This window comes from Mesorhizobium sp. M1E.F.Ca.ET.041.01.1.1 (assembly GCF_003997355.1).
In the GTDB taxonomy this organism is placed as follows: Bacteria; Pseudomonadota; Alphaproteobacteria; order Rhizobiales; family Rhizobiaceae; genus Mesorhizobium.
Window position 1 is genome coordinate 1 of record NZ_RZSL01000828.1, and the last position, 2,096, is coordinate 2,096.

Sequence of the window (2,096 nt, forward strand, 5' to 3'; positions counted from 1 at the left end):
CGCATGCGCAGCGGCCCGTATGGTGGCCTATTCTGAGGCCTACGCCGAGAGCTTTGCCATCGGCAAGAAAGCCGGTGCTGCTGCCGTCGACAAGCACTTCATGGCGATCATTCGCGCCTGCGAGCGCGATGACGCCAAGCTTTTGGCGGCGATCAATCTGACGCTCGAATTTCCGGAAATCACAGCGACCGCAATCATCGACATGGCGGGCAAGCATTTCACCAATCTTCGCCGCGGCTCGGCGGCGCTGGCGCTGCGCGACACGCTGCCGAACAGCCTGCAACGTGCCGTCGCGCAATTGGCGGAAGAAGGAGCCTGAGAAAAATGGCCGAAAGTCCCAATGCAATTGCCGTCCTGATCAAGCTGCTCGGCGGCGAAGCCATGACCGAAGAGCTGATCGGTTCGGCATTCGCGAGGTCGCCAAAAAGGGTGGCGTATCAGTTGTCCGAGATTTTCGCCGGCGTGTTCAATGAGAACTAGCGACCTGGAACAGCTTCACGAGAAAGCCGATGATGGCCAGCCCAGCAGCAAACTGGATCACCCCGAAGATAAACCGGACGAATAGGCCTTGGCTTCGTATGATCTGCTCGGCCTCGGTCAATCTTTGTTCGGGCGCATCGTCGCTGTCGTGGCCGCCCTGCCGCCCGCCCAGCTTCTTCGAGTAGCTCAGGCCCGTGCCGGGAAGGCCGGCGCTGATGCGGCTTCCAGTCGTTCCGGATGTCAGGCCGAAGCCTCGCCCACCCACTCGGACGCTGGCGCTCTTCTTGCCGATGTTGAGTTTAAGCCCCGGCGCGATCTTAACAGTGCGCCTGAATCTGAATGCCATGTATCCATCCCCCCGTTTCGGGATTTATTCCGACTTCACCTCGTCTACCGTGCTGTGCTGCTCTCTCCCCGTGAGCAGAAGCACAAAACCAAATAGGAATGCCGCTCCGCTGGCGAGCATGACAATGTCGCTGACGACTGGATTGGGTATCCATCTCCAAGCCGCAAGCTGTACCAGCGGTGCCAGCACGAACATCCACGCGCCTTTGACGCCTTGAGCATCAAGAAACGTCTGCGTCTTCATTCGATATCTAGCCATTCGACGATCCTCCCTCCCTGCCTTCAAATGGAAGCAGGGTTTTTCGCCGTTGTCACCAGCGGAGGCCATTAAGCTTTTGGGCGGCGAAGCCATGACCGAAGAGCTGAAGCAAGCTCGGAGAGACTGGCGAAAAGGCAAGCGCCAGAGCGCGCGGGACGTCTCTGTGGAGTAAGGACAGCAGCGGCGAAGAACGCGCGCTGGTGAGGGGCAGCGAAAGCGGATGGCAGGGCTTGGCTAGATCGGGAGCGGCCCGGCGGCCTCGACGAGGAGGAGCGAGGAGGCCATGGATCGGCCGGGCCTAACCGGCGAGGACTTAGAAAGAAACTCGGCGCCGGCTGATGGAAAATATACGCTCCTGCTAATGCAGGAAGAACACGTCCGTTATAAGCTGGACGCCATCCATAAGGACGAAGGCGGAAGTAGATACGGAGAGGAAAACGCGCGCTGGTGGGTCGCTATAAGGGGCCAACCAGGCCTTCCATCAGGAAGGCACCCAGCGCGCTCATCAATGCCTCAGCGCTGTCCTTGTCGAGTTGTAGCTCGATCTCTTCGTCGTCATCTGTAATCAGCAGCAATGTGCCTTTCAGCGGGTTGTGCGAAGTGACCACTATATCGTCATCCTGATAGTCGGCTTCCCTGGCCATTAGCTCGATCCTTCCTCTTTGATCACGCCATCTTGCAGCGGCCCAGCGAGAAGCGCCAAAGCAAGCGGGACGTTTCGGCGGTGTAGGACAGCGGAAACGGGAAACGTGCGCTGGCGGGCTTCCCTGTCTGTGGCATCGGCGAGCATCGGGTGCTATCGGTAGAAAGCTGGCGGACAGTGGGGGGTCGAGACTTCGTTTGGAAAAAAAAGACACTCAGCCGTACACACTTGCATGGACGATATCGATCGTCGCGCTCTTGAACTCAGTTGTTTCAGTTTTTGTTATTGTGGTCCCAATAGCAATCGACCTATTCACACCTAAGAATTCGGACCTCATCTACTCCATTCAGGCGAGCGCTGATCCGGTTT

5 protein-coding genes are annotated in these 2,096 nt (G+C 58.2%); 2 read left to right on the forward strand and 3 right to left on the reverse strand.

The window, feature by feature from the left end:
- Both EOA38_RS34720 and EOA38_RS39505 read left to right on the forward strand, forming a co-directional pair.
- Positions 1-319 (forward strand): hypothetical protein (locus EOA38_RS34720; protein ID WP_210213012.1); only part of this gene is annotated, 319 nt, incomplete at its 5' end.
- A gap of 5 nt (positions 320-324) precedes the next feature.
- Positions 325-480, forward strand: a complete 156-nt coding sequence (locus EOA38_RS39505) for a hypothetical protein (RefSeq protein WP_189435119.1) — start codon at positions 325-327, stop codon at positions 478-480.
- Here the strand turns inward: EOA38_RS39505 and EOA38_RS34725 are convergent.
- From EOA38_RS34725 to EOA38_RS34735, 3 genes are all read right to left on the reverse strand, one after another.
- Positions 467-826: a DUF4236 domain-containing protein gene (locus EOA38_RS34725; protein ID WP_127301349.1), complete on the reverse strand. Its 360-nt coding sequence runs from the start codon at positions 824-826 to the stop codon at positions 467-469. The genes EOA38_RS39505 and EOA38_RS34725 overlap by 14 nt on opposite strands.
- Before the next feature lie 24 nt (positions 827-850).
- Positions 851-1,069 carry a hypothetical protein gene (locus tag EOA38_RS34730; protein WP_127301350.1) on the reverse strand — a complete coding sequence of 73 codons (219 nt, stop codon included), beginning with the start codon at positions 1,067-1,069 and terminating at the stop codon, positions 851-853.
- A 470-nt stretch (positions 1,070-1,539) separates the two neighbouring features.
- Entirely contained in the window at positions 1,540-1,728 is a 189-nt protein-coding gene (locus EOA38_RS34735) for a hypothetical protein (protein ID WP_127301351.1), read from the reverse strand.
- Positions 1,729-2,096 lie beyond the last annotated feature (368 nt).